The 19,987-nt window shown below is 57.5% G+C and carries 14 protein-coding genes; 9 read left to right on the top strand and 5 right to left on the bottom strand.

Annotated features, from left to right (window positions below):
• Window positions 1-12: 12 nt before the first annotated feature.
• Entirely contained in the window at window positions 13-1,671 is a 1,659-nt protein-coding gene (locus LC059_RS10415; RefSeq protein WP_226703787.1) for a hypothetical protein, read from the bottom strand.
• Window positions 1,672-2,130: 459 nt separating this feature from the next.
• On the opposite strand from LC059_RS10415, the gene LC059_RS10410 reads away from it, so the two are divergent.
• The 3 genes from LC059_RS10410 to LC059_RS10400 all read left to right on the top strand — a co-directional run bounded on the left by LC059_RS10410 (window position 2,131) and on the right by LC059_RS10400 (window position 5,605).
• The gene (locus tag LC059_RS10410) at window positions 2,131-3,360 is read left to right on the top strand and encodes a DUF3667 domain-containing protein (RefSeq protein ID WP_226703786.1); all 1,230 of its coding nucleotides are present in this window, start codon (window positions 2,131-2,133) and stop codon (window positions 3,358-3,360) included.
• 170 nt (window positions 3,361-3,530) lie between these two features.
• Window positions 3,531-5,138, top strand: a complete 1,608-nt coding sequence (locus LC059_RS10405; RefSeq protein ID WP_226703785.1) for an ABC-F family ATPase — start codon at window positions 3,531-3,533, stop codon at window positions 5,136-5,138.
• 257 nt (window positions 5,139-5,395) lie between these two features.
• Window positions 5,396-5,605, top strand: a complete 210-nt coding sequence (locus tag LC059_RS10400) for a cold-shock protein (protein ID WP_066960971.1) — start codon at window positions 5,396-5,398, stop codon at window positions 5,603-5,605.
• Between the two features lie 71 nt (window positions 5,606-5,676).
• On the opposite strand, the gene LC059_RS10395 is transcribed toward LC059_RS10400, so the two are convergent.
• Window positions 5,677-7,500, bottom strand: a complete 1,824-nt coding sequence (locus LC059_RS10395; RefSeq protein ID WP_413231554.1) for an ABC transporter transmembrane domain-containing protein — start codon at window positions 7,498-7,500, stop codon at window positions 5,677-5,679.
• Window positions 7,501-7,584: 84 nt separating this feature from the next.
• On the bottom strand, window positions 7,585-8,001 hold the full coding sequence (locus LC059_RS10390) for a VOC family protein (RefSeq protein WP_226703784.1): 417 nt from the start codon (window positions 7,999-8,001) through the stop codon (window positions 7,585-7,587).
• Between the two features lie 308 nt (window positions 8,002-8,309).
• On the opposite strand from LC059_RS10390, the gene LC059_RS10385 reads away from it, so the two are divergent.
• The 3 genes from LC059_RS10385 (at window position 8,310) to LC059_RS10375 (ending at window position 11,928) form a co-directional block, all read left to right on the top strand.
• Complete coding sequence (locus LC059_RS10385) at window positions 8,310-9,107, top strand: outer membrane protein OmpK (RefSeq protein ID WP_226703783.1); 798 nt, start codon at window positions 8,310-8,312, stop codon at window positions 9,105-9,107.
• A gap of 16 nt (window positions 9,108-9,123) precedes the next feature.
• Window positions 9,124-10,464 carry an NCS2 family permease gene (locus LC059_RS10380; protein ID WP_226703782.1) on the top strand — a complete coding sequence of 447 codons (1,341 nt, stop codon included), beginning with the start codon at window positions 9,124-9,126 and terminating at the stop codon, window positions 10,462-10,464.
• Window positions 10,465-10,662: 198 nt separating this feature from the next.
• The gene (locus tag LC059_RS10375) at window positions 10,663-11,928 is read left to right on the top strand and encodes an OmpP1/FadL family transporter (protein WP_226703781.1); all 1,266 of its coding nucleotides are present in this window, start codon (window positions 10,663-10,665) and stop codon (window positions 11,926-11,928) included.
• Window positions 11,929-12,181: 253 nt separating this feature from the next.
• On the opposite strand, the gene LC059_RS10370 is transcribed toward LC059_RS10375, so the two are convergent.
• The gene (locus tag LC059_RS10370) at window positions 12,182-13,174 is read right to left on the bottom strand and encodes a LysR family transcriptional regulator (RefSeq protein WP_226703780.1); all 993 of its coding nucleotides are present in this window, start codon (window positions 13,172-13,174) and stop codon (window positions 12,182-12,184) included.
• 62 nt (window positions 13,175-13,236) lie between these two features.
• Between LC059_RS10370 and LC059_RS10365 the strand changes: the two genes are divergently transcribed.
• From LC059_RS10365 to LC059_RS10355, 3 genes are all read left to right on the top strand, one after another.
• Complete coding sequence (locus LC059_RS10365; RefSeq protein ID WP_226703779.1) at window positions 13,237-14,577, top strand: aspartate aminotransferase family protein; 1,341 nt, start codon at window positions 13,237-13,239, stop codon at window positions 14,575-14,577.
• 150 nt (window positions 14,578-14,727) lie between these two features.
• Complete coding sequence (locus tag LC059_RS10360; protein WP_226703778.1) at window positions 14,728-16,221, top strand: CoA-acylating methylmalonate-semialdehyde dehydrogenase; 1,494 nt, start codon at window positions 14,728-14,730, stop codon at window positions 16,219-16,221.
• A gap of 287 nt (window positions 16,222-16,508) precedes the next feature.
• Window positions 16,509-17,456: a transglutaminase domain-containing protein gene (locus LC059_RS10355; RefSeq protein WP_226703777.1), complete on the top strand. Its 948-nt coding sequence runs from the start codon at window positions 16,509-16,511 to the stop codon at window positions 17,454-17,456.
• An 81-nt stretch (window positions 17,457-17,537) separates the two neighbouring features.
• Here the strand turns inward: LC059_RS10355 and LC059_RS10350 are convergent, their stop codons facing one another.
• Window positions 17,538-19,760 (bottom strand): transporter substrate-binding domain-containing protein, encoded by a 2,223-nt coding sequence (locus tag LC059_RS10350; RefSeq protein WP_226703776.1) that lies wholly within the window; start codon window positions 19,758-19,760, stop codon window positions 17,538-17,540.
• Between the last annotated feature and the right edge of the window lie 227 nt (window positions 19,761-19,987).

The raw sequence follows: 19,987 nt of genomic DNA, 5'->3' as shown, positions 1-19,987 counted from the left end.
TTGGCGTCCTCCTTATTCAACCGGCTCGGTACTGCAGATGCGATTCAGGTCAACGATGGTTTCCAGACGATCTTCCAGTTTTGCGTCGGCAATTGCCTGCTGCACAATCCGCTCACGCTCATTGGCCAGGGTCTCCTTGTTCGCCGCCGCGCGCTGTATCGTCATTGCATACTCGTCCAGTGCATCCGCCTGGCCAAGCAGGGCCTCGACAATCACGCTGTCAGTGCGCATGGTGATTCGCGAGTCATTCAACAAGACGCCATCAACCGGGTTGCTGGATTCCTCCTGGCGCAGCGGCCCTGTTTTGAAACGGTAGTAGCTGGTGGCCGTGGGTACCGGGAACTCGCCATTCGCATCCAGCGTCGCCGGCTCGATTTCGATACGGGTGCCGTGATCCACGAGGTTTACGCGTTCGAGGGTCGGCACCATGACATCTTCGCGGTCGGCAATATAGCCTGCGATTTTCAGGATGGCGCGGGCGGTTTCCGGGATTTTACTGGCAACCACAAATTCTTCCAGAAAGCCCCGCAGGCCGGAGATCGGCACTTCGCGCCAGGAATCGCGACGGCCATTGGTAAACGCCACCCGCACGTCTTTCAGGTGCAACTTGGTAATGTATTCCTGATTCAATTCGCGGAATACAAAGTTGAGCACCCGGCGCATATTCGCATTGCTGATGGTGCGCTCGATGATCGTTTCCGAACCGGACTCTTCCTCGCGTTCTGAGCTACTGGTTACCGACATCTCGCGCTTGCTGGAGGACTCGGCGGCATGTTCCTTTACGGACTCCGCGGCCTGCTTGGCAAACTGCTCGCGACCACTGGAGTACTCACCACTGCCCCCACCGGAAACACTGGCGCTGCCGAAGCCCCAGCTGGCGGAAACTTCTGCCTCCACGTGCCACTCCTCGGTTTTGGATTTGGTCTGCTTGTCAGTGGTCTCGTTCTGGATTTTGTCGGCAAAGCGCTCGCGGGCGGACTGCTCGTGAGAATCAATAATACTGGAAGACTCCTCGCGGCTTTCCTTGGTGCTCTGCCAGGTACGCATGGAGATACGGGTGGTTTCACCGGGCAGCAAGGTAAAGGTCTTTACCGTCTTGCCCATACCGTAGTCTCCCAGGAAGGAGCTAACGCCATAACGCTCTACCAGGAATATCTTCGGCTTCTCCGATGATTCGACCGGGTGCGGGGTATACAGCAGGTTCCCGGCCCAGCCCACGGTGGGCACCATGACTACCCCAGATCGAATATTTTCCTTGAATACTTCCGGGTCGACGATATTGTTCAGCGCCGCGATGGTGTGCATCTGCTTGCCACCACTTTTGTTGGTAACGGAATTGTCTATCCCAGCGCGCGGTGGCTTTACATCGACTGGCAGTCGGGTAACCCGGGTACTGATACGATGAATACTCTCACTCAGAAAATTTTTCACATTCGTGTCATTGGGAATCAGGCCGTCTTTCACCTTGGGATCTATACCCAGGTAATCCTTGTAGGAAGTTCCCGCCGACTTTGCCTGGGAGGTGAAATCGTTGGCATTCAAGCCGAGATCCAGTTCCATGATCCGTCGTCCGGTGTGCGCACCGGGCAGGGGTACCTGATAATTGATTTTCGCGGGCTGCCCCGCTTCACTGAACTGAATTGCCTTGGGCTCATTATTGGTATCTGGCATCACTAAAATCCTTTTCTCGCTATTTGGGTACGAACGGGTTATGGCGGTCGTTTACGCTGGACAGTTTTCTGAATCCTTCCTAGAAATCCTGAGCGCGCGGCGAGAATATCAGTGAATGTTTTTTTCTGACAACAGTTCAAAAATGCGTTCCGCGACAGTTATTTTTAACCGAGACCACGTTCCTGAAACGCACGATGCAACTGTCTGAATTAAATAAGATTTATCGCGGATAGAGAAAATAACAAATCGATTACATATACTTACAATGTCATTACACGCTGTGCGCTACCGAGATAATAAGAATCACCACAACGCACCCTAATTGGTACGATGGTATTCTTTAGGCATGAATCTACTTATTATTAACATGTAAACGATCGGCGATATCGCACGCCTACTATTGATCACAGACAACGGATGACATTCCCTGCCTGCGTCTGCCTAATAACACCACAGAAAATGCATCAATCAGACACCCTGCCAGTAGAGGAACCTGAGGTTCCGGAGCCGCACCCGTTAGCCCAACGCCATGGCTCTGAAACAGATCCCGGTTGCGAAACCTCAGAAGGAACCACCCTGATTACCCACTGCGCGAACTGTACAGCGCCACTGCTCGGCCCCCATTGCTATGCCTGCGGCCAGCCGGAAAAAAGTCTGGTGCGGCAGTTCCCCGAGCTAATCGGAGATTTTTTCAGCACGGTGTTCGGCCTGGACTCACGCATAGCACGCACCTTCGGACCACTGCTGTTGAAACCTGGCTTTCTTTCCAATGAATACTTTGCCGGTCGGCGTGTGCGCTATGTCAGTCCGGTGCGGCTGTTCGTATTTCTGTGCCTGACGGCGTTTTTTGCCGCCAACCTCAGTAGCGACTGGGGCAGTTCGGTTTCAATCAACCCGAATAGCACGACCAAGGCCATGGCAGGCTTTAATCTGGACCATGTGGAAAGCAGCATTGCCGCCGCGACCACCGTGGACGAGGTGTTGCGTCTACGCGACCAGGCATTACAAGAGATTCACGAGGTTCAGCAGGACAGTGGCGATCTGCCGGGTGTCAACGAGTTGCTGCTTGGCGTGGAGCAGATACTGCACCAGCAGACTAACCTGCGCATTGTACAGCTGGACCCGCAAGCCGCAGGGAAGCTGACCGAGCAGACTCCGGCACAAACCCAGCACGCCGACACCGATGCAGTGCCATCAGCAGTGGACGCCTGGTTTGATCGGCAAAGTGCGCGGCTGACGATGAATCTCGCCCGTATCCAGGAAAACCCGAATCTGTTGAAGGATGCCCTGTTCGGAGTCATTCCCTCCGCACTGTTTATCATGCTGCCGATTTTCGCACTGAGTCTGAGCTTGCTGTACCTGTTCAGCCGACGCCTGTACATGGAGCACTTGATCGTTGCGCTCCACAGCCACGCATTCCTGTCGCTCGCACTGTTGCTGTCTGTGCTGCTGCTCGACCTGCGCGCCTGGCTCACTGAGCCAGATACACTGGTTCACACGGCATTCAACCTGGGGCTGCTCGCGCTTGCCCTGTGGGTGCCGGTTTACCTGCTACTGATGCAGAAGCGCGTATACCGGCAGAGCTGGCCACTGACCGCTTTGAAGTATTCGCTACTCGGTGTGGTCTATCTGATCATGCTTGGCTTCGCGACTGCGGTCGCCGGGCTGGCGACCGTGGCAAGCTTCTGAGATAGCACCGATAGCCGCGGCGCTGTCGCGGTTAGTTTTGCTCAAATTCTCGACACTCCCGCCCCAAGCCCTTATAGTGCGCGGCCCGTCATAGCTCCCGGAGCGACGGGCCTCATCGAGGTTATTCATCACCCTTCGGCCCACCCCCACAAGCCCCCGGAAATACTCTCTTGATCACCACCGCCAATATCACCATGCAGTTTGGTGCCCAGCCTCTGTTTGAAAATATCTCCGCCAAGTTCGGCAACGGCAACCGCTACGGCCTGATCGGAGCCAATGGCTGTGGCAAGTCGACCTTCATGAAAATTCTCAGCGGTGCGCTGGCACCGAGTGCCGGTAATGTCTCCATCGAGCCAGGCTGTACAGTCGGCATCCTGAGCCAGGACCAGTTCGCATTCGAGGAATACTCGGTGGTCGACGCGGTGATCATGGGCGATTCGCGCCTGTGGGAGATCAAACAGGAACGCGACCGCATTTACTCGCTGCCAGAGATGAGCGAGGAAGAGGGCATGCGCGTGGCCGACCTGGAGGTACAGTTCGCCGAGCTGGACGGTTACAGCGCGGAGAGCCGCGCGGGCGAGATCCTGCTGGAAGCGGGTATCGAGGAGTCCCTGCACTTCGGCTCCATGAAACAGGTGGCCCCGGGCTGGAAAGTGCGGGTGCTGCTGGCACAGGCGCTATTTGCGGATCCGGACATCCTGCTGCTGGACGAACCCACCAACAACCTGGATATCCACACCATCCACTGGCTGGCGGAAGTGCTGAACCAGCGCCGCTCCACCATGATCATCATTTCCCACGATCGCCACTTCCTCAATCAGGTCTGCACCCATATGGCAGATATCGATTACGGCGAGCTGCGTATCTTCCCGGGCAACTACGAGGACTTTGTTGCAGCCTCCACCCTGATCCAGGAGCAGCTGCACTCGGAGAACGCTAAGAAGACCGCCGAGCTGGAAGAGTTGCAGTCCTTCGTGAACCGCTTCTCCGCCAACGCCTCCAAGGCCAAGCAAGCCAGCTCGCGAGCGAAGAAGATGGAAAAGATCAAGCTGGAGGAGGTAAAACCCTCAAGCCGGGTAAAGCCTTACATCACCTTCCAGCAAAGCAAGAAACTGCACCGCCAGGCACTGATTCTCGAAGGCCTGGCCCACGGGTTTGCCAATGAGCCCCTGTTTGCTGATGGCGAGATGATCCTGGAAGCCGGCGCACGCCTGGCGGTAATCGGCGAGAATGGCGTGGGCAAGACCACCCTCCTGCGCTGCCTGGTAGATCAGCTCCAGGCCAACAGTGGAGTGGTGAAGTGGTCCGAGAACGCAGCCATCGGCTACTGCCCGCAGGACGCCAGTGCGGATTTCGACAACGACCTGACCATCTTCGAATGGATGTCCCAATGGCGCACGCCCAAGCATGATGACCTCGCGGTACGCGGTATGCTAGGGCGCCTGCTGTTCACCGCGGACGATGCCAACAAGAAAGCACGGGTTTGCTCGGGTGGTGAGAAGAACCGCCTGCTGTTCGGCAAACTGATGATGATGGACACCAACGTGCTGATCATGGACGAACCGACCAACCACCTGGATATGGAATCCATCGAAGCCCTCAACAAGGCGCTGTCCCAGTACGAGGGCACACTGATCTTTGTCAGCCACGACCGCCAATTCGTGTCGTCGTTAGCAACCCGAGTACTGGAGATCAAAGACCGTCGCCTTTACGACTTCCAGGGCACCTACGACGAATACCTGACCGATCGGGCACGCGCGGAAGCCCGGGCGGCCTGAAAATCAACCATGGCGCGGTATGACGGTAAAAGTTGCGCATAATGCGACTATTTATTGAGCAATTTATGGACAGGGCGGCCAGTTACCTATACAGTGCACCCTGCTAGAAAGAAAGACTTTTACAGATACCGCTATTTTGCTGTCGTACTCGCAATGCCACGCCTCGATGTATCCGTGTCCTGCAGTTACTAAGAGCCTTTACCTCAAGCACCACCCGCCTCTCGTAGGCACACTCTTTTTAATTTCAGGAATTAGTTATGTCCAATACTGTAACCGGAACCGTTAAGTGGTTCGACGAAGCAAAAGGTTTTGGCTTTATTGAGCAGCAGTCCGGCCCGGACGTGTTTGCACACTTCAGCGCCATCTCCAGCAGCGGTTTCCGCACCCTGACCGAAGGCCAGGCCGTTGAGTTCACCGTAACTCAAGGCAAAAAAGGCCCGCAGGCTGAAAACATCGTAGTGGTTTAATCCCCTACAGATGTGAAAACGGGCCCTTCGGGGCCCGTTTTTGTTTGTGCTGTGTTTGTCTTCCGTTCCGCTTATCGCTCTGATTCCTGAAACTGCAATTCTGCCAACCGCTTGTACAGCGGTGATACCCCGATCAGTTCCCTGTGGCTACCCTGCGCCACCAACCGCCCTTTATCCAATACCGCAATACTGTCCGCATGCAGAATCGTCGCCAGCCGGTGAGCGATGATGATAGTGGTTCGATTTTGCATCAGCGCCTCAAGTGCCCGCTGCACGTGGTATTCACTCTCGGCATCCAGCGCGCTGGTGGCTTCGTCCAGCAGCAGAATTTTGGGGTCCGTGAGGATAGCGCGGGCAATAGCGATGCGCTGCTTCTGACCACCGGAGAGGCGTGTGCCCTGCTCACCCAGATGACTGTTGTAGCCCTCCGGTAACTGCTCAATAAATTCGTGGGCATGGGCCGCTTTGGCGGCAGCGATCACCTCCTCATCGCTCGCATCCGGTTTCCCGTAGCGGACGTTGTACCAGACATCCGCGGTGAACAGGGCCGGTTGCTGTGGCACCACAGCGATCTGACTGCGCAGGGTAGCGGTGTCCATTTCCCGGATATCGATCCCATCCAGAGTGATACGGCCACCCTGTGGATCGTAGAAACGCTGCAACAGCTCCAGCAAAGTGGATTTTCCTGCGCCAGAGGGGCCCACCAGTGCCAGGCTTCTCCCTGCGGGTACATCCAGATCCAGGTGATGGATCGCCGGGTGCTCCAGCCGCGTCGGGTAGCTGAAATCCACCGCCTCGAACTCCACCCGCCCTGGGCCCTCTACCTTGGGCATCTCCAGGTCCGGGCCCAGCTTGCCGACGGGAATCTCCGACTTCACGTGCAGCAGGTCCATCAGGCGCTCGGTGGCACCGGTGGCGCGCTGCAGCTCGCCGTACACTTCTGAGATGGTGGCTACTGCGGAGCCCATCATCACCGCGTAGAACACGAAGGCGGCGAGGTCGCCACTACTCATGCGGCCGGCAATCATATCGTTGCCGCCCACCCACAGCAGGCCGCTCACCGCGCCGAACATCAGCAGGATCACGACTGCGATCAACAGGGAGCGCTGGCGAATACGCCGCTTGGCGACATCAAAGGCGGTTTCCACCTCCGCGGCAAAGGCTTGCATTTCTGCGGCCTCGCGGGTGTAACTCTGTACGGTCTTGATGTGCTGGATAATCTCACCGGCATAACTGCCAACGTCCGCAATGGAATCCTGGCTGGCCTTGGAGAGCTTCCGTACCCGGCGGCCGTAGAGCACGATCGGCAACAGCACTAACGGCACCCCAACGAGCACCATCAGGCTCAGCTTCAGGTTAGTGACCAGCAGTAGAATCAGCGCACCCACAAACATCAGCGCACTGCGCAGCGCCATGGAAAACGACGTACCGATGATGTGTTGCAACAGTGTGGTATCGGTGGTGAGGCGGGACATAATCTCGCCACTGCGGTTGGTCTCGAAATAACTCGGGTGCAGAGTTACGATGTGGTCAAACACCGCCTTGCGCAGATCTGCCACCACCCGCTCGCCAAGCCATGACACGAGGAAATGCCGCGCATAGGTACCCATTGCCATAAACCAGGCCAGCCCCAGAAGAACGAGAACCCAGTGGGCCAGTTCATCACTGGAGTCGCCAGTGAGGCCGTTATCTACCAGCAACCTCACTCCCTGCCCGATGGCGAGGGTAATACCGGCGGTGAATACCAGCGCCACGCCCGCACCCAGCAAGACTTTTTTGTACGGCCGCATAAACTGCCACAGGGCCGCCATCATCTCCCGCGCACTCATGCTTGAGGCTGGGCCAGGTTCTGCGGCCTGAGTGGAAAGGTTTACGGCTTCAATTTTGCTGGACATAGGAATTTGAGGTCGTCGAAAGAATGGCGACCAGTATATCGAGTCAATGCTGCTACAGGGCCTTCCGTAGCGGAAGCACCGAACTTATTTGAACATCAGCTCCGGGTTCACCATGGACTTCATTTCCAGAACGTTGCCATTGGGGTCCTTGATGAAAAAAGTCTCCTGCTCGTACTCGTCTCCCACGAATCGGCGATACGGCTTGTCCAGATACTCTAGCCCCGCGGCCTCGATGCGCGCTTTGAGTGCCTGAAACTCCGCGTCCGGCAGGTGCGCTCCGAAATGCGGTACGGCCACGGCACCCATATCCACTTCGTGGCGCACATTGGGCAACTGCTCCTCGCTCTGGTGCAGGGTCAGCTCATTGCCCCAGAAGTCGATATCCACCCAGCGCCCTTCTTCGCTATTACCAGATTTGCAGCCCAGGACGTCGCAATAAAACGCTTTTGTGACGTTCAAGTCACCAGCCGGAATGGCGAGGTGCATGCAGTTGGATTTCATAACCAGTCCTTTGAATAAGAAAATGGGGTTCACTTGCGGGGCTGAAGTATTTTAGTAGACCGCGTATCCGTCACCGGCAGCGGTGTTCGCGGCAAGTATCGAAGCGCGCCCGAATAGGAAAATTTCCCTCATTCCCGCCAAATCACACACCTATTCTCCGCATAAAACCAGGCGGTCTCTGTGCGTGCGATCAAAATGCGCATAACTGGCGTGAAAATCTTGGAAATCTGGTCATAAATCCGGTAAATTCCGCGCCTATTTTTTAACCGCCCACGAATATCGCCGGCGCTGTTGGCTAAGAGGTACCGATGACTTGTCCACGCCCCCTGTCTGTTCTCGCTTCCGGATTTATCGCCCTCTCGGCTTCACTTATGGCCCACGCCGAAATGTTCTGGCAAGACAACAGCCTGAGCGCACTGCACGGCAAGGGCTACGAGGTCGATTACAGCCTCTCTACCGACGATAGCACCCGCACCGTATTTACCTTCGAACACGCCAGCGGCCACAGCTGGGGCGACCTGTTCCTGTTTAGTGATTACCTCACTTCCGACGATGGCTCCAACGAACTGTATGGCGAAATCTCGCCGCGCCTCAGCCTCGGCAAACTGGGTGAGCGCGATGTGGAATTTGGACCGATCAAGGATGTACTGCTCGCCGGCCAGCTTGAGCTCGGCAATATGGATGACCCCGACCGCCTGACGGCAACCGGTCCGCGCTTTATCAACAAGCTCGCCGGTATCGGCTTTGACCTCGACGCACCGGGTTTCTCCTACCTGCAAGCGAACGTTTACCACCGTAACAATGAAAAGAAGGCGGATAACGAGCAGCTGACTCTGGCCTGGGGCCTGCCGTTCCAGCTGGGTGGTGAGGAATTCCTGTACGACGGTTTCATCGACTGGACCAGCGCCTCCCGCGATTCGCACCCCAGTATGAACTTCACTTCCCAGCTGAAGTGGGATCTTGGCGCTCGCAGTGGTAACCCGAAGAAACTGTACGCCGGTATCGAGTATGTGCACTGGAACGATAAGTTCGGCATCAAGGACGGCACCTTCGGTATCGATTCCAACGAGCGCAATATCAACCTGCTGCTGAAGTACCACTTCTAATTGCCGGAGCAAAACCATGACTGAATTCAGCTCAACGGGTGCCGCCGACAAAGCAGCACCCAACTCGATTCTCGAGCGCCTGTTCAAAATCTCCGAGCGCCAGACATCGGTGCGTCAGGAAGTCATCGCAGGATTGACCACCTTCCTGACCATGGCGTACATCATTTTCGTTAACCCGAACGTGATGGCCGCTGCGGGCATGGACCAGGGCGCCGTGTTTACCGCGACCTGCCTTGCGGCCGCGGTGGGCTGCCTGATCATGGGGCTGTACGCGAACTACCCGTTTGCGCTCGCGCCGGGCATGGGCCTGAACGCCTTCTTCAGCTACGTGGTGGTTGGAGAAATGGGTTACAGCTGGCAGGTGGCACTGGGTGCGGTATTTATTTCCGGCGTGGTGTTCCTGCTGCTGAGTATTTTCAAGGTACGCCAGTGGGTCATCGACAGTATTCCCATGTCCCTGCGCCAGGCGCTGGCCGCGGGTGTTGGTCTGTTTCTCGCAATCATTGCACTGAAAAGTGCCGGCATTGTTACCGCTAGCCCGGCAACCCTGGTCACCCTCGGTGATATCACCTCCAGCGATGCGGTACTGGCGGCACTGAGCTTTGTGCTGATTGCGGCACTGGCTTACCGCCGCATGCTGGGTGCGGTGATGATCGGCATCCTGATCGTAACCGGTATCTCACTGCTGATGGGCAAGGTGCAGTACAGCGGCCTGGTCTCTGCACCGCCGAGCATGGCACCAACTTTCCTGCAGCTGGATATTGCGGGTGCCTTTAACGTAGGCATGATCAGTGTGATCTTCGCCTTCCTGTTTGTGGATCTGTTCGACACCGCCGGCACACTGTTGAGCACCGCCGACCGCGCCAAATTGCTCGACAAGAACGGCCAGCTGCCGGGTATGGGCAAAGCGCTGATGGCTGACAGCTCCGCCTCTGCGGTGGGATCCCTGATTGGCTCCTCTACCACCACCACTTACGTGGAAAGCACCGCGGGGGTTGCCGCAGGCGGCCGCACCGGACTGACTGCAGTGGTCTGCGCGGGCCTGTTCCTACTGGCAATGTTCTTCTCACCGCTGGTGGGCATGGTGCCGGCCTACGCGACGGCCGGCGCGCTGATGTATGTAGCGGTACTGATGACCTCCGGGCTGTCTTCCATCGACTGGGAAGACATCACCGAGGCCGCACCGGCGGTGATTGCCGCGGTGATGATGCCGCTGTCATTCTCCATCGCCAACGGTATCGCCCTCGGCTTTATCGCCTATGCCGCCATTAAAACCCTGAGCGGGCGCTCGCGGGATGTGAGCATTGCCGTTTACGCACTGGCGGCACTGTTTGTTGCCAAGTTCATTTTCTTTTAAAAAAAGAATCTCTACATAAAGTCGCCAGGCCAAGCCTGGCGACTGCCACTTTCCCGGTTAAATCAACCGCAAGGCGGCATAAGCATAGAAACTTTTCATATTTCCCCACCAACATACGCTGCTTTTAGAATCCCCGCCCCAACAAAGTAATTCGCGCCAACTCCTTGCGCGAAACTCACTCAGTAAAAAGCAGTTTCAATGACAACCAAGTTTGCCCGACTGCACGCCGCAGTCATTTCCTCGACCGCCCTGTTCAGCGCGGTTTCCGCCCACGCCACCAATGGCTATTTTATCGAGGGTGTCGGCCCCAAGGCCCAGGCAATGGCGGGCGTGAGCATCGCGCTGCCCCAGGATGCCCTGGCAGCCGCAAACAACCCGGCGGGCACCGCACTGGTAGGCGATCGCCTGGATGTCGGTTTGACCTGGTTTAGCCCTGACCGCAGTGCCCGAATTCGCGGCAATCAGGCGGGCGCCGATGGCAGTTACGACGCCAACAAAAAGAAGCATTTCGCTATCCCCGAGATTGGCTACACGCGCACGCTCACACCCACCCTGAGCTACGGGGTCGCGGTTTATGGCAATGGCGGTATGAACACCGGCTACCAGAACAATCCATTTTCCGCATTCGGCTCCAGCGGCACGGCAGGTGTGGATCTCAGCCAGCTCTTCATCACCCCATCGCTGGCCTACCGCCCGACACCGGACCACGCATTCGGTATTGCCGCGACCTTCGCGGTACAGCGATTTGAAGCCACCGGTCTGCAGGCTTTCGACAACCCCTATGTTTCCGCCAGTGCCGGTGATGTCACCAATCGCGGTCACGACACATCGAACGGTTGGGGCGTGAAGCTGGGATGGATCGGTCGCGTACACGAAACGCTGAGCCTGGGGCTGACCTGGTCTTCCCGTATTGAGACCGGCGAATTTGATCGCTATCAGGGCCTGTTCGCCGATGGCGGCGGTTTCGATATCCCCGAGAACTATGGGGTGGGCCTCAGCTGGAATGCAACGCCACGCCTGACGCTGGCCGCAGACTGGCAGCGCATCCTGTACAGCGAAACCGGATCTGTGGGCAACTCTCTGGGACTGCTGTTTGAGGGCAAGCCGCTGGGCGCCGACGGTGGCCCGGGCTTTGGCTGGCAGGATGTGGACGTAACCAAATTGGGAGCGGCCTACGGCCTGACTGATGACATCACTTTGCGCGGTGGTATCAGCCATGCACAGCAGCCGATCCCGGACAGTGAGGCATTTATCAACATCCTCGCCCCCGGTGTCGTCGAAGACCATGTGAGTCTCGGCGCCGATTGGCGTACTGGCCTCGGCGAGTTCACCGTGTCCTATGCCCATGCGTTTGAGAACACTGTGCAAGGTGCCAACGCTATTCCCGCGGCGTTCGGTGGTGGTGAGACCGAGCTCAGCATGAGCCAGAACCAGCTGCGCTTCGGCTGGTCTCGCCAGTTTTAAGCCAGCCCTGTCAGTAATCTTTAACGGAAACGCCGGCGCGCCTCGCGCCGGCCCCTCCGACTGGGTCAGCGCCTCTACCGATGCGTATCCGGCATGGCCCAGCCGATCGGCGATCACCGCCCGTCTCGCCGCAGACCATTTTTCAACCAAACCCCACCTTCCACTCGTCGTCGCCCCCGCTTCGCCCTACCGCAAAGACTCCAGTCGGCACTTCCACTCACCGCACAATCCAGCATTTTCATCCGCTCGGTATTTATCGGTGAGCCCCCTGCAAGCAATCCCACAGAGTCTTCACAATCCGCGAAGGCTTCGGCGATACCCGCTGAATTGCCACGAAGTCACACTGGTACTGATAGCGTTGCGGGCAGATCGCACGGATTTCGCCTTTCTTCACAAAGGATTCCGCGTAGTGATCTGGCAGGTAGCCGATATAACGGCCTGACTGCAAGCAATGCACGATGGCCTCCTGATCGTTGACGGTGACATCCCGCTCCAGCCCCAGTTTGTTGCCCACTTCCATATTCGGTGAGTGGTAGCCCAGGCCGGCATACTTGCAATCTCTGACGGCATCATCATCAATGGAGATATCCGCAGTGCCGAAAAACGGGTGGCGGTAGCCACAATACAGGTACATCTGCTCATAAAAGAGGTGCTGGTAGTCGAGGCTGGGAGAGGCTCGATGGGTGGGGATAACCCCCAGCTGGAAGCGCCCCTCCATGACCCCACGCTCGACCTCGTTGATGGGCTCGATGTGGATATCCAGGCTCACCTCCGGAGCCAGGTCATCAAACTTGCGCAGGGCCTCCGCGATGTGCGCGGCGGGGTTGGTGACCATCTTGTCGAACAGGGCGATGGAAATATGGCCGGTCATCCGCTTGTGGACATCGGCCACCTCGCCGCGGAATGTCTCCAGGGAGGCGAGCAACTTCAGGGTCGCCTGGTAAATCTGCCGCCCCTCCTCGGTCAGGGCAAACCCGGCGCGGCCACGTCGGCACAGAGTCACCCCAAGACGCACCTCCAAATCCTTGATATGACGGCTGATGGTCGAGCGCCCGACATTCAGCTCCAGTTCGGCAGCCGAGAAGCCACCGGCCTCCGCGACGGCGCGGAAGACCCGCAGCAACCGCAGGTCGATATCACTCAGCTGGCCCAGCAAGGCGGCCTGTTTGCGTCCCATCGGATACCCCTCAAAGATAGTTTCACCAATATGAAACCAAACGTAGATAAATTGCAATTTATGCAACATTAAAGCTCACCTACAGTGACTGGTATTCCACAGTCATACCGAGTGTTTCCGGGAGAATAAGAATGAGTGACAAGTTCGCCGGGCTGACCCAGGCACAGCTGGACGCCCACTGGATGGCCTACACGGGCAACCGCCAGTTCAAGAAGGATCCGCGCATCATCACTGGTGCCGATGGTTGCTACTACACCAGCGCAGACGGCCGCCGCATCTTTGATGGCCTGTCCGGCCTGTGGACCTGCGGCGCGGGGCACAACCGCGTAGAGATTGCCGATGCCGTCAGCGAACAGCTGCGGACCCTCGACTACTCGCCGGCGTTCCAGTTCGGCCACCCCAAGGCCTTTGAACTGGCCGAGCGAATCACCCAGTTCATGCCGGAAGGGCTGAACCGCGTGTTCTTCACTGGCTCAGGCTCCGAGTCTGCCGAGACCTCGCTAAAGATCGCCCGCGCCTACTGGCGTAAAAAGGGTATGCCCACCAAGACCAAACTGATCGGCCGCGCCAAGGGTTACCACGGGGTGAACTTCGGCGGCATCAGTGTCGGTGGCATCGGAGCCAATCGCGCCCTGTACGGCACCGCCGTGGATGCCGACCACCTGGCCCACACTGTGCTGCCAGAGAACAAGTTTAACAAAGGCATGCCCGAGGAAGGCGCGCACCTGGCAGACGAGTTGCTGGAACTGATCGCCCTGCACGATGCCTCCAACATCGCCGCGGTGATCGTGGAGCCCATGGCCGGCTCAGCCGGTGTACTGCCGCCGCCCAAGGGCTACCTGAAGCGCCTGCGTGAAATCTGCAACCAACACAACATCCTGCTGATCTTCGACGAGGTAATCACCGCGTTCGGCCGCATGGGCGCCGCCACCGGTGCCGAGGCCTTCGGTGTAACGCCGGATATCATCAACACCGCCAAGCAGCTGACCAATGGCGCTGTCCCCATGGGAGCGGTTATCGCCAAGCAGGAGATCTACGACACGTTTATGGAACAGGGGGGGCACGACTACCTGCTGGAACTGCCCCACGGATATACCTACTCCGCCCACCCGGTAGCCTGTGCCGCTGCACTCGCCTCCCTGGATATTCTGGAGAAAGAAAACCTGTTCAGCCGTGCCAGCGAACTGGCTGGCGTGCTCGAGGAGCGCGTACACCAGCTACAAGGACTCCCGCTGGTCACCGACATCCGTAACTGCGGAGTGGCCGCTGGTCTCACCATCGAGGCCGCACCGGGCGAACCCCTGCTGCGCCCCTACCAGATCGCCATGAAGATGTGGGAGAAGGGCTTCTACGTGCGTTACGGTGGCGACACCATTCAGCTCGGCATGCCATTTGTAGCCGAGCCGGAAGAAATCGATCGACTGGTAAGCGCGCTGGGCGACTGTATCAAGCTGGTTGCCGACAGCCAGTGACAAATCGATTGGGGCCTACTGCATTCGCGCCTGCTCGCGCTGCGCGGTGCCGGTATAGCAGCCAGCCACGCACTGCGGCCCCAAACGCGTTGTCGACAAAAAACTGAAACAAGAAATTCCGCAAGATTGAGAATAGAGAGAGGTTCTTCCATGAAGACTGTGGGTCACTACATTAACGGCCAGGTAACAGAGGCTGCCGAGCGCACCCAGGACGTATTCAACCCGGCTACCGGTAAAGCGACCAAGCAGGTCGCCATCGCTGCCAAGGAAACCGTCGAAGAAGCGATCGCCGCAGCAGCGGCCGCTTTCCCGGCCTGGCGTGACACACCGCCGGCTAAGCGCGCCAAGGTCATGTTCAAATTCAAGCAGCTGCTAGAGGAAAACGCCGAACAGATCTGCGCGATGATCGGCGAGGAGCATGGCAAAATTTCCCACGACGCCATGGGTGAACTGACCCGTGGTATCGAGAACGTGGATTTCGCCTGCTACGCACCACAGATGCTGAAAGGCGAGCACAGTCGCAATGTGGGCCCCAACATCGATTCCTGGAGTGAAATGCAGCCGCTGGGCGTCGTTGCAGGTATCACCCCGTTCAATTTCCCGGCCATGGTACCGCTGTGGATGTTCCCGCTGGCGATCGTGTGCGGCAACACGTTCGTGCTGAAACCGTCCGAGCGTGATCCGTCCGCCGCTATTTACCTGGCTCAGCTGCTGCAGGAAGCCGGCCTGCCGAATGGCGTACTGAACGTGGTTAATGGCGACAAAATTGCCGTGGACACCCTGCTAACCGCACCGGAAGTCCAGGCTGTCAGCTTCGTAGGTTCCACGCCGATTGCAGAGTATGTTTACTCCACTGCCAGCGCTCACGGCAAACGCTGCCAGGCACTCGGCGGTGCCAAGAACCACGCCATCATCATGCCCGATGCCGACATGGATAACGCCGTCGCTGCGCTGACCGGTGCCGCCTTCGGCTCCTCCGGCGAGCGCTGCATGGCTCTGTCTGTTGCCGTCTGTGTGGGCGACGAGGCCGCGGACACTTTTATCGAAAAGATGACTGGCGAAATGCAGAAGCTGAAAGTCGGTGCGTATACCGACAGCAGCAACGATTTCGGCCCGGTGATTACCGAAGCACACAAAAACAAGGTGAACGGCTACATCGCCAGCGCCGAGGAACAGGGCGCAACCATTGTTGTGGACGGTCGCAATCCGCAGGTAAATGGCTATGAGAATGGCTTCTTTGTCGGCGGCACGCTGATCGACAATGTGAAGAAGGGCATGACCTGCTATGAAGAGGAAATCTTCGGCCCGGTACTGTTGGTAGTACGTGCCAAGAGCATGGAAGAAGCCATGCAGATGATCAATGATCACGAATATGGCAACGGCACTTGCATCTTCACCCGTGACGGCGAGGCAGCCCGCTACTTCAGCGACAACATCCTGGTGGGCATGGTCGGCATCAACGTACCCCTGCCGGTACCGGTGGCCTACCACAGCTTTGGTGGCTGGAAGCGCTCCCTGTTTGGTTGCCTGAGTGCTTACGGTCCTGACGGTGTACGCTTCTACACTAACCGTAAGACCATCACCCAGCGCTGGCCGTCCAGCGGCGTACGTGAAGGTGCACAGTTCTCGTTCCCCAGCAACTGACCTTCAAGAGCAAGCCACCCCGCTGACACTGTGCCGCGGGGTGGCATACGCAAAGAACACCTTACCTACCTCCCCGCCAACACACGCGACTTCCAGCCCCTGCGCCTGTAGCAGCCCCTTTTTCGACCAGGATCCAATATCCACTCGTCGCCGCCCTGCCTTCGCCCCGTCGCAGAGACGCCGGTCATCATTTCCTCTCACCGCACAATACAGCACCTTCATCGATAGATCGCAACCAACGCAGTTCTTTTGTGCGTCCATATGCCCATCAACAGGAGGATATTCCGATGCGATGGGTAGTGATATTGATAACAATGATTCAGCTTGGCTGTGCTAGCAGCAAGCTGCATCAACCCACAGTGATGCCGGACAAGGATGTCGAAGCACTACTGGATACCGCTTTTGCCACACGTACTGAGGCGATGGCCGGCGAGAAAATCGCCGGCGCACCTGGCCCAGGCAATGACAGTAGCATCAGCAGCCGCACTACCAACAATGCGGGCCAGCTACTGGCTCTCAGCCCGGAAATGAAAGCGTTTGTCGACACCATTGATCCATCGCTGAATCCGAAGAAGCGATTCCGCCGTATCCTGCGCACCCTGAAGATGGAGCGCTTCGAGCTGGAATACGACCTGGACACTACCACCACCGCCGCGGAGGCGTTTGCAATGCGGCGCGGGAACTGCATTTCATTCGCAGCCCTTGTTGTGGCGCTGGCGCGGGAGGTCGGGCTGGAGGCGCACTTCAATCAGGTATATGCACCCATGGAGCGCCGCGCCGTTACCAGGGGAAAAGGCCAATTGCTGGTGCAGGACGTTCTGCATATCAATGCGGAAGTCTCGCTTGGCTGGACCACACGGGTATTCGAATTCAATTTCGAACCGCGCTTCAACTACCATCATGAAAAACTGGCAGACGCCACAGTCCAATCCCTGTACCTGAACAACCGGGCGCTAGAGATGGTGAAAGCGCAGCAGCTTGACGAGGCCCTGGCACTGCTGAATGAGGCATTGACGCTGACACCAAATACCAGCCTGTTGTGGAACAGCCTGGGCTACGTGCACCGCAAATCAGGCAATCTGGAACTGGCAGAGTTCAGCTATACCCAGGCGCTAGCACTGGACAGTAGCAACACAGCGGCCGAAAACAATTTGCGCCGGGTATATGAGTTGCAGAGCAAACGCAGCCTTTCTCAGGCAAGCAAGGAACCCGACACTAGTGGTAAAGGGTCCTGAGAATATCACCGGTTTAATACGACCTTGTGGACATCTCGACACTTTCCAATGCGCGGCCCTTGTGAAGTGACAACCCAAGTTTTACGGTGCTTGGTCCGGCAATCTTTCCTGTCGCGCGACGGATAGATAACCGAAGTAACGGTCGCGGATTTCCCGCACATAATGCACCGGCTCTCGTCCACGCACATAACCGAAGCGCGCCTTTTTGTAGTACTCCGGCTGCGACAGCAGCAGCATGGCGTCTTCCACATTATTGAACCAGCGGTTGGGATCCTTGCCCAATTGCTCTGCCAGTACCCGTGCATCCCGCACGTGGCCGTGACCCGCATTGTAGGCGGCGAGGGTAAAATAAATTTTTTGGTCAAAGGGCAAGGTTCGCGGGAAGCGCTCTTCAAGCCAGCCCATGTAGGCCACACCTGCACGGATGCCATTTTCCGGCTCGTAAAGCCCGGCGATGCCCATCTGGCGCGCCGTGCGCGGCATTACCTGCATCAGGCCGCGGGCGCCGGCAAATGACCGCGCCTTGGGGTTGAAGCGACTCTCCTGGTACATCTGTGACACCACCATGCGCCAGTCCCTGTCGGCTGGCACCGCGTGCTTGCGCACCAGGGGGTCGTAGGGAGATAAACTACTGGTGTCACGCAGGCGCTCGCGCTGCTTTTTCTTCAGGCGTTTTTCTTCGCGGAAATACTTATTGTAAGTCACGTTGAAAAACAGCCCGCGGTAGTACTTGTTCAGGAAGCCGTTTAATTGTCCCAGCAGTTCCGGCTGGTCGCCGCGTACCGCCCAGGCAATATCGCGCTCGCCGGAAATATCCCCGAGCACGGCGAAGTCATCCCGGTAGGTCTGTTCGATCTGCACCAGATGGGAATCCGCCACCGTGTAGTCGTAACGCCCTTCCGCCACGGCATCGATCAGTTGTTCGGTGGTAGCGCCAGCGACGGCCAGTACATCGACCGAGGATGCACTGGTATCTGCCAAGCTAACCAGATTGGTGTAGTAACTACTCAGCGGGTTCACTGCAACAGACGCGCCCTGCAGGCGCTGCGCTACCGGTATGGTGTCGGTAGTAATGCCTTCCTTCGCAGCCGTAATCAGCTGTTCTGTCACCTGCATATAGGGGCGGGTAAACACCAGACCCTGCTGCTTACGTGTTTCAGTAACAGTCAGGGACGCAGCAATCAGGTCGCCCTGGCCTGCCGCCAAAGCATCTGCCAGGTCCACATCCGGCCCCGGGACCACCATACTCAAGCGCAGACCGTGGTCCTTGGCGAAGCGTTTCAGTAGATCGTAATCAAACCCCATCAACTCTCCGCGCCACATAAAGTAGGAAGCGGGGTGATTACGCGTGAGCACGCGCAGGGTGCGGGTTTGTTTTATCTGCTCCCAGTCTCGCAGGGCACTGGTACGTCGCTGTGCTGCGATCAAGTGCTCTTCGGTGAAGTATTCATTTAACGCACGCTCGAGCTTTTTACTGTCGCGGCGCACCGCCCATGCAATGGCACGACGACTATCGCGCAGGTTTTCGGCCTGAAGCGACGGGTAATCCACAAGCAGGACCTCCGCCAGATTGCTGTCGATTACGGTCGCATCGAATACCCCTTTCACCACGCCTTCGAGTAACTCATCCTGGGTAACCGGACCATCCAGAAAACTCGGCATCAACATACGGGACTCGGTGGATTGCTGTGCCAGGGTTTCAGCAAAGGCACTGCCATTGCGCAGTGCCACTTTTAACTCTGATTTTTCTCCACCTTGCCGACGGGTGATTAGCTGTTCCTGTACGTATTCCAGCGGCCGTGTGAATGCCACCTGCATCGCGCGCTCACGGGTACGGGAAAAATTTACTGCGATTACATCACCCCGCCCTTCGATCAATGCGGGAATCAACTGCGCAAAGTCATCCACATACACCCACTGTGGTTGCAGGCCGCGCTTTTGTGCAAACTTCTCGGCCAGCGCGCGCCACTCTCCGGTGGGAAGGCCGTCACGTGGCAGGGACTCCTCTTCCAGCCCACGAGGCGCCAGCAGACGCAAAGTTCCGCGCGTCGAAATCGCATCGAGGTCGCCGCGCTCAATATAGTTTTCAAAGGCAGGGGGAAGCTCCTCATCCGCCACCGTGTCGGCCGCAGACACCTGCGCCTCCTCCGCTACTGAAGATGTCACGGACTCATCTACCGCATGCTTGTCTCCACAGGCAGCAACTAGCGTGACGATAAATAAACTGCCAACCAATTTACTGAGGGCACGAAATATTCCCCGGCCAGTCAGCAGCCCTGTTTCCATACCTGGCAAAGCAGTCATCTTTTACACCTCAATTTCGCATTTGTGGTGCGATTAATGTCTCACAAACGGTGATACATATCGAATCTGTTCAAATTTTGTGCGGCAACTTCCTGTAAATCCCGCGACTGGTCCTATGACAACTTCGCAGGTGGCGCTATGTGGAAGTCGGGTATTACGAGAACCTGAACAGGCATTCTCAGGTCGCGCGTGGGCTAGATATCCCGGTCACGCACGCGATAGCAACC

It is taken from the genome of Microbulbifer elongatus (genome assembly GCF_020524885.1).
In the GTDB taxonomy this organism is placed as follows: Bacteria; Pseudomonadota; Gammaproteobacteria; order Pseudomonadales; family Cellvibrionaceae; genus Microbulbifer; species Microbulbifer elongatus_A.
The sequence above is the reverse complement of the archived record's forward strand: the minus strand, read 5'-3'. Positions and strand labels throughout refer to the sequence as shown.

Coding starts and splice junctions, on each gene's coding strand:
- LC059_RS10415 (WP_226703787.1), bottom strand. CDS start 1,671: ATGCCAGATACCAATAATGAGCCCAAGGCAATTCAGTTCAGTGAAGCG.
- LC059_RS10385 (WP_226703783.1), top strand. CDS start 8,310: ATGACTTGTCCACGCCCCCTGTCTGTTCTCGCTTCCGGATTTATCGCC.
- LC059_RS10410 (WP_226703786.1), top strand. CDS start 2,131: ATGCATCAATCAGACACCCTGCCAGTAGAGGAACCTGAGGTTCCGGAG.
- LC059_RS10375 (WP_226703781.1), top strand. CDS start 10,663: ATGACAACCAAGTTTGCCCGACTGCACGCCGCAGTCATTTCCTCGACC.
- LC059_RS10380 (WP_226703782.1), top strand. CDS start 9,124: ATGACTGAATTCAGCTCAACGGGTGCCGCCGACAAAGCAGCACCCAAC.
- LC059_RS10355 (WP_226703777.1), top strand. CDS start 16,509: ATGCGATGGGTAGTGATATTGATAACAATGATTCAGCTTGGCTGTGCT.
- LC059_RS10390 (WP_226703784.1), bottom strand. CDS start 8,001: ATGAAATCCAACTGCATGCACCTCGCCATTCCGGCTGGTGACTTGAAC.
- LC059_RS10400 (WP_066960971.1), top strand. CDS start 5,396: ATGTCCAATACTGTAACCGGAACCGTTAAGTGGTTCGACGAAGCAAAA.
- LC059_RS10365 (WP_226703779.1), top strand. CDS start 13,237: ATGAGTGACAAGTTCGCCGGGCTGACCCAGGCACAGCTGGACGCCCAC.
- LC059_RS10395 (WP_413231554.1), bottom strand. CDS start 7,500: ATGTCCAGCAAAATTGAAGCCGTAAACCTTTCCACTCAGGCCGCAGAA.
- LC059_RS10350 (WP_226703776.1), bottom strand. CDS start 19,760: ATGACTGCTTTGCCAGGTATGGAAACAGGGCTGCTGACTGGCCGGGGA.
- LC059_RS10370 (WP_226703780.1), bottom strand. CDS start 13,174: ATGTTGCATAAATTGCAATTTATCTACGTTTGGTTTCATATTGGTGAA.
- LC059_RS10360 (WP_226703778.1), top strand. CDS start 14,728: ATGAAGACTGTGGGTCACTACATTAACGGCCAGGTAACAGAGGCTGCC.